Origin of the sequence: Sulfurimonas sp., assembly GCF_032250635.1 — a bacterium.
In the GTDB taxonomy this organism is placed as follows: Bacteria; Campylobacterota; Campylobacteria; order Campylobacterales; family Sulfurimonadaceae; genus Sulfurimonas.
Window position 1 is genome coordinate 6,801 of sequence record NZ_JAVVFL010000039.1, and the last position, 6,157, is coordinate 12,957.

The window sequence follows — 6,157 nt, forward strand, 5'->3', positions numbered from 1 at the left end:
ATTCGGTAAGGCTCTTTTGTACCTTTTGTAACCAGATCATCTATAAGAACACCTATATATGCCTCATCGCGGCGCAGAACTAAAGGCTCTTTGCCCTGCAGGCTTAAAGTTGCGTTTATGCCAGCCATAAGACCTTGAGCCGCCGCCTCTTCATACCCCGTTGTTCCGTTTATCTGCCCTGCAAGGTAGAGACCTTTTACTTTTTTTGTCTCAAGCGAGTGTTTCAGCTCTCTTGGGTCTACAAAATCATACTCTATTGCATAACCGTAACGCACGATTTTTGCATTTTCCATCCCTTTTACGGAGTGAATCATCTGCTGCTGCACATCCGGCGGAAGCGACGTACTCATGCCGTTTATGTAGCACTCGGTATTTTCCATGGTTTGAGGTTCTATAAAGAGGTGGTGTCTGTCTTTATCTCTAAAGCGGTTGATTTTGTCTTCTATACTTGGACAATATCTCGGTCCAGTTCCCTCAATTTGACCCGTAAAAAGCGGCGCGCGATAAAAATTGCTCTCTATAATGTTATGCGTAGTCTCATTTGTGTAAGCGATGAAGCACGGAATCTGCTTTTTTGTTTTTCTGAACTCGTCACGATTGGTTCTGAAACTAAACGGGCTTGGAATCTCATCACCGTCTTGTTTTTCCATAACAGAAAAGTCGATAGATGAAGCATCTACTCTTGCACATGTTCCGGTTTTTAGCCTTCCCATCTCAAGACCGCAAGCTTTGAGTGAGTGACTGAGTCCTATGCTGGTTTGTTCGCCAAAACGCCCGCCCTCTTGCTTTATCTCGCCTACATGTATAACGCCTCGCAAAAAAGTTCCGCTTGTTATAACTACTTTTTTAGCCATATACTCGTTTAAAAGGTTTGTTTTAACGCCCTTTACCTCGCCATCTTCGACAATGAGCGATTCTACCATCTCTTGTACTAGCTCAAGGTTTGGCGTGGTTAGAATTTTATTTCTGGCAATCACGCGGTATCTGTCCATATCTATCTGTGCACGGCTTCCGCGAACGGCTGGACCTTTTGTCTGGTTGAGTATGCGAAACTGTATCCCTGCCTCATCGGTTATAAGCCCCATCTCTCCGCCAAGCGCATCTAGCTCACGGACTAAATGTCCTTTTGCCAAACCGCCTATTGCAGGATTACAACTCGTCGCACCAACATTTTCGGCAAGCATAGAGACAAGCAGAGTCTTCGCTCCCATCCTCGCACACGAGAGGGATGCTTCAACCCCCGCATGTCCGCCGCCGACTACTATTACATCATATTTCATATATATTCCACATTATTATCTTTAGCCGAATTTTATCATTTTTGAGTATCATTTGCGTAATATTCTAAATAATGGTTTAAACCGATGATAAAAAAAGCACATAACGCATACAATACTCAAGATTTTAAAACCGCTTTTGAGCTCTATACACAGCTCTCAAATGAAGATAATGCCGATGCAATGACATCTTTGGGCTACATGTACCAAAACGCTCAGGGATGCCAAAAGGACGATGAAAAAGCACTGGAGCTTTACGAGAGAGCGGCGGAGCGAAAACAGCCATATGCCCTTTTTAATCTCGCACTTTTATATATGAACGGTCTTGGAGGCGCCCAGCATGACCAATTTAAGGCGCATGAGCTCTACATGGAGGCGGCCACCAGAGAGGTTCCGCAGGCGATGTATGAGGTGGCACTTATGTTAGAGCGCGGTCTTGGATGTTTGCAAAATTTCTCAGAGGCGGCGTTTTGGTACGAAGAGGGAGCAAAGCGCGGGCACTTAGAATCTTTTAACAACCTCGGCGTTTTGTACAAAGATGGGCATGGCGTTGAGATGAATGAGACGAGAAGTTTCATCTGCTTTAAAAAGGCGGCTGATGGCGGTCTGGCAGAAGGACTTTACAATCTGGGCATGCTCTACGACCAAGGATTCGGATGCGAACAAAATCACGACACAGCACTTGATTACTGCCGCAAAGCCGCATACAAAGGGCATGAAAAAGCAAAAGAGATTATCAAAGAGCTTCAAGAAGAAGGCAAGATTGTTTTTTGATTATGCTATAATTTTACGAAAAAGGAGTTTCTGTTATGCATATTGCCATAGATGTTAATGATACTTCAGTCGCAAATAAAATTCTGGATTTTTTAAAAAACTTCAATCAAGAGATAGACATAAGAACCTCTAAAGATGATGCAGATTTTATAAACAACAGAGACTCCTTGCACAAAATCTACAAAGAGATAACTGCGCCTAATCATAACCTTCAAAAACTTGATGATACTTTTTGGGATGATATGGACAACGTAATCAAAAATGCTTGATAAAATACTAAGAAGCAGTGAATTTAAAGATAATTTATCAAAAATCCTTTTATATATCGCAAAAGATAGCAAAAATAGAGCAAGTAGTTTTAAAAACTCTCTCAAAAAAGAGCTAGATGAACTAACTTTTATGCCTCTGAAATATAGACAATCTATCTATTTTAACCAAGAAAATATTAGAGATTTTATCTTTAAAGGGTACTGTATTCCTTACGTTATCGATGAAGTAAATGAAAGAGTAATTTTACTTGACATTATAAAATGGGAAAAGAGATAAGAGATGTTCACAGGATTAATACGCGAAATAGCACATGTTAAAAGTTTGCGAGGAAGCACGCTTAGCATCCGTGCCAAACATAAAGCAAAAATCGGTGATTCAATCGCCATAAACGGGGCATGTCTTACTGTTATAAAAGTAGAGCATGACGGCTTTAGCGTCGAACTCTCCCCCGAGAGCCAAAAACTCTTAGCGATGGAGAACTACAAAAACGAGGTTCACATAGAGCCTGCCATGATGATGGGCGATAGATTTGAGGGGCACATCGTTCAGGGACATGTAGATGCAATAGGCGAGATAAAAGAGATAAAAAACAGCGGCAACTCTTTTGATATTTTTATAAAAGTCGAGAAAAAATTCATCCCCTACATCATCCCTAAAGGCTCCATAACAGTTGATGGCATAAGCCTGACAGTCAACGAGGTGTTTGCCGACAGTTTTAGGCTAACCATAATACCGCACACGATGAAAGAGACGCTTTTCAAAAACTACTCCATTGGCTCACATGTAAACATCGAGACGGACATGTTTGCTAGATATGTGGAGCATATTATCTCTCACAAAAAAAACACTCTTTCATGGGACGATATCGACTCAATATCAGCTAGATATTGATGAAATATACCGCATTAAAGAACCACTTTGGGCATAACAGCTTTCGGGAGTTTCAAGAAGAGGGCTTGGATGCCATCTTAAGTGGGCGTGATCTGCTTATGATTCTTCCAACGGGTGGCGGAAAATCCCTAGTTTATCAACTTCCTACCATGCTAAAAGATGGCATAAGTATTGTTATCTCGCCGCTTATTGCTCTTATGCAAGACCAAATAGCTGCTCTTAAGGCGCAAAATATGAGCGCCGAAATGATAAGCTCCGCGCAGAGCCGTGATGAAGTAGACGAGATTGTTCAAAGAGCCTATAATGGGGAGTTAAAATTTTTATACCTCTCCCCTGAGAGGCTCAACAACCAGACAACTATCGGCATGTTGCGCGGCTTAAATATAAACTTTTTTGTCGTAGACGAAGCGCACTGCATCTCGCAGTGGGGGCATGAATTTCGCGATGATTACAGAGCGCTCGGAAATCTCAAAGCAAACTTTCCAAATACCTCAATCTGCGCCTTTACAGCAACCTCAACAGAGCATGTCACTCATGATATATTAAGAGAGTTACGGCTTGAAAACCCGCTTCTTTTAAAAGGCAAAGTCTTTCGCAAAAACCTCTTTATCTCTGCGCAGAGAAGGGTCTCCAACGGGCATGAGCAGCTAAAAGCTTTTTTGCATCGTCATAAAAATGAGAGTGGGATTATCTATGTAAGCTCACGAAAAAAGACCGAAGAGCTAAGCATCTTTCTCAACAAAAACGGCTACAAATCTCTGCCATACCATGCAGGATTACCGCAGCATGTAAGAGAGCAGAACTTTAAAATATTTGTCAACGACAAAGTAGACATCATGGTAGCAACCATCGCTTTTGGTATGGGAATAGATAAGAGTGACATCCGTTTTGTAGCTCATATGTCACTTCCAAAATCACTCGAAAACTACTATCAGGAGATAGGACGTGCAGGACGCGACGGCGAAGATGCAGAGGTTTTACTCCTCTTTAATGCAGCCGATATTGCTCAGCATAAAAGATTTTTAGAAGATATTCAAAACGGCGAATACAAAGAGCATCTAAACCAAAAGATAGATACCATCTACAAATATGCCACGGGCGAAATCTGCTTTCACAAGCAGCTTGCCGAGTATTTTGAAGATACTCTTGATGCATGTTCTGATAGATGCGACAACTGTTTAAGCAGTGATGAAAAGAGGCAAAATATCACAAAAGAGGCGCAGATGCTTCTAAGTGCCGTCTATAAAACAGAACAAAATTTCGGAAAAAACTACATCATAGACATACTAAGAGGCTCAAAAGAGCAGAAACTTTTGGCAAACGCTGCGGATAAACTCTCGGTTTACGGTATCGGTATACATCTGAGTAAAAAAGAGTGGTTTGTTATTTTGGAGAGACTCTTGGAGCTAAAGATTGTAGTTTTAGGCGAATTTAGCGCTTTAAAACTCACAAGTGAAGCGGCTGATATTTTACGGGGCAAAAAAGAGCTTTTCATAAAATCTTCACGCCTAGAGATTAACATAAAAGAGAAGAAAATAAAGAGCGAAGAGACGCTTGATTTTGATGAGGAGCTTTTTGAGAAATTGCGCACAAAAAGAGCCGAGCTCTCAAGTGAACTTCAGGTGCCGGCGTACATTATCTTCTCAGACAAAGTGCTTAAAAATATCGCCGCAGCAAAACCGCATGACAAAGAGAGTATGCTTGAGGTAAACGGCATAGCACAGAAGAAATTTGAGCAGTTCGGAGAGGCGTTTTTAGAGGTTTTAAACGCTTAATCTCTGGGCGATTTTACATGCGGGTTGCACTTTATTTTATGCTCCATATCCACATTTTTAAACCCCTCTATCTCTTGCAAAGATGCCACCGTTGCATCTCTAAACCCATCTCCGCTGTTTAAATAAAGCAAAAATCCATTCTCATACAGAGCCAGTCTTACCGGAAGAGCCATGGAATAGGTTGTTAAAACACCATCCTCTTTTATAATGTTTTTGATGTCGCCAAAGTACTCTTTTGTCCACAAAGCAGGATTTGCGGATGGAGAAAAAGCATCTTGGTAGACAACATCAAACATTTTGGGCGCAAAACTTTTTATATACTCTCTTGCATCGCCTAAAAAAAGCTCTACATGCAGAGTGCTATCGCTATAGAGACCGTTTTCAACTAGCGCAAAGAGAATCTCTTTAAGTTCATCAAACTCTTTTGGGTAAACAAAATTTGTCAGCGATTTTACCAAAGAGGCATCCAGTTCGGGAGAGAAGATATTTAACTTTGAGCTGAGTGCATTTTTTTTATGATAATAAATTGTCGCCAAAGTGTTAAACCCAAGCCCAAAGCAGATATCTAAAATAGTTATCTCTGCGTGTTGCGCTTTTAGGGCAAATGCAGGCTCTACATGTTTGACGAGTGATTCAAAAAGTGCACCGTCTCTTGTGGAGTGGTAGTGTTCTTCGTACTCTTTGGAGTAGGCTGTGTAACTTCCGTCTTCGCTCATTACCATTTTATGCATGGTATCGTCAAACATTATAATCCATTACCCCACATGTGCATCTTTTTTGCTATCACTAAGTCGTAACCATCAACCACATCTATCTCGTTGGCAGCTCTGAACTCGAAATCTTCGAGTGTCTGCATTAGCTCTTTTGTATCGATGACGCCTTTTTTCTCCAAGATAATAATGTGTGCGGCATTTGCAAGCGTACGGTAAGAGAGCGACAAAAGAGCACTTTTGTCTTCATGCAGAGCGTAGATATCTTTTAACACAACCATATCGTGTTCTCTTGGCATTGCGCGGGGAAGGCTTTTTACGCCCTCTACATGGGAAATATTCGCTTTTATATCTTGTACTTTTGTATTGTCCCCGTAGAGCGCGATGTTGAGTATTCCGTCCACCTCCTCCATCAAAAATGACAGAAGGTAAGAGAGTTCATCCACATGGGTTGTGATTT

The 6,157-nt window shown here is 41.4% G+C and carries 8 protein-coding genes; 5 read left to right on the forward strand and 3 right to left on the reverse strand.

The window, feature by feature from the left end; translation table 11 throughout:
- Positions 1-1,280: tRNA uridine-5-carboxymethylaminomethyl(34) synthesis enzyme MnmG (mnmG, locus tag RQ763_RS03860; protein WP_409932348.1), on the reverse strand; the 1,280-nt coding region annotated here is incomplete at its 3' end.
- An 84-nt stretch (positions 1,281-1,364) separates the two neighbouring features.
- Here mnmG and RQ763_RS03865 point away from each other — a divergent pair.
- The 5 genes from RQ763_RS03865 to recQ are packed head-to-tail and all read left to right on the forward strand — an operon-like array spanning position 1,365 to position 4,987.
- On the forward strand, positions 1,365-2,051 hold the full coding sequence (locus RQ763_RS03865; protein ID WP_314151305.1) for a tetratricopeptide repeat protein: 687 nt from the start codon (positions 1,365-1,367) through the stop codon (positions 2,049-2,051).
- Between the two features lie 35 nt (positions 2,052-2,086).
- Positions 2,087-2,320 carry a hypothetical protein gene (locus RQ763_RS03870; RefSeq protein ID WP_314151306.1) on the forward strand — a complete coding sequence of 78 codons (234 nt, stop codon included), beginning with the start codon at positions 2,087-2,089 and terminating at the stop codon, positions 2,318-2,320.
- Positions 2,313-2,597, forward strand: a complete 285-nt coding sequence (locus RQ763_RS03875; RefSeq protein ID WP_314151307.1) for a type II toxin-antitoxin system RelE/ParE family toxin — start codon at positions 2,313-2,315, stop codon at positions 2,595-2,597. Before RQ763_RS03870 ends, RQ763_RS03875 begins: the two co-directional genes overlap by 8 nt.
- A gap of 3 nt (positions 2,598-2,600) precedes the next feature.
- The gene (gene ribE, locus RQ763_RS03880) at positions 2,601-3,212 is read left to right on the forward strand and encodes a riboflavin synthase (protein ID WP_314151308.1); all 612 of its coding nucleotides are present in this window, start codon (positions 2,601-2,603) and stop codon (positions 3,210-3,212) included.
- Positions 3,212-4,987, forward strand: a complete 1,776-nt coding sequence (gene recQ / locus RQ763_RS03885) for a DNA helicase RecQ (protein WP_314151310.1) — start codon at positions 3,212-3,214, stop codon at positions 4,985-4,987. Before ribE ends, recQ begins: the two co-directional genes overlap by 1 nt.
- Here recQ and RQ763_RS03890 read toward each other — a convergent pair.
- Together RQ763_RS03890 and RQ763_RS03895 are read right to left on the reverse strand one after the other, a co-directional pair.
- Positions 4,984-5,733 (reverse strand): tRNA (5-methylaminomethyl-2-thiouridine)(34)-methyltransferase MnmD, encoded by a 750-nt coding sequence (locus tag RQ763_RS03890; protein ID WP_314151311.1) that lies wholly within the window; start codon positions 5,731-5,733, stop codon positions 4,984-4,986. The two genes, recQ and RQ763_RS03890, sit on opposite strands and share 4 nt — an antisense overlap.
- Positions 5,733-6,157: hypothetical protein (locus tag RQ763_RS03895; RefSeq protein ID WP_314151312.1), on the reverse strand; the 425-nt coding region annotated here is incomplete at its 5' end. The genes RQ763_RS03895 and RQ763_RS03890, both read right to left, overlap by 1 nt.

What these genes read in the sequence shown, in the direction of transcription:
- RQ763_RS03870 (WP_314151306.1), top strand. Translation starts at nt 2,087, where the DNA reads ATGCATATTGCCATAGATGTTAATGATACTTCAGTCGCAAATAAAATT.
- RQ763_RS03890 (WP_314151311.1), bottom strand. Translation starts at nt 5,733, where the DNA reads ATGTTTGACGATACCATGCATAAAATGGTAATGAGCGAAGACGGAAGT.
- RQ763_RS03875 (WP_314151307.1), top strand. Translation starts at nt 2,313, where the DNA reads ATGCTTGATAAAATACTAAGAAGCAGTGAATTTAAAGATAATTTATCA.
- ribE (WP_314151308.1), top strand. Translation starts at nt 2,601, where the DNA reads ATGTTCACAGGATTAATACGCGAAATAGCACATGTTAAAAGTTTGCGA.
- recQ (WP_314151310.1), top strand. Translation starts at nt 3,212, where the DNA reads ATGAAATATACCGCATTAAAGAACCACTTTGGGCATAACAGCTTTCGG.
- RQ763_RS03865 (WP_314151305.1), top strand. Translation starts at nt 1,365, where the DNA reads ATGATAAAAAAAGCACATAACGCATACAATACTCAAGATTTTAAAACC.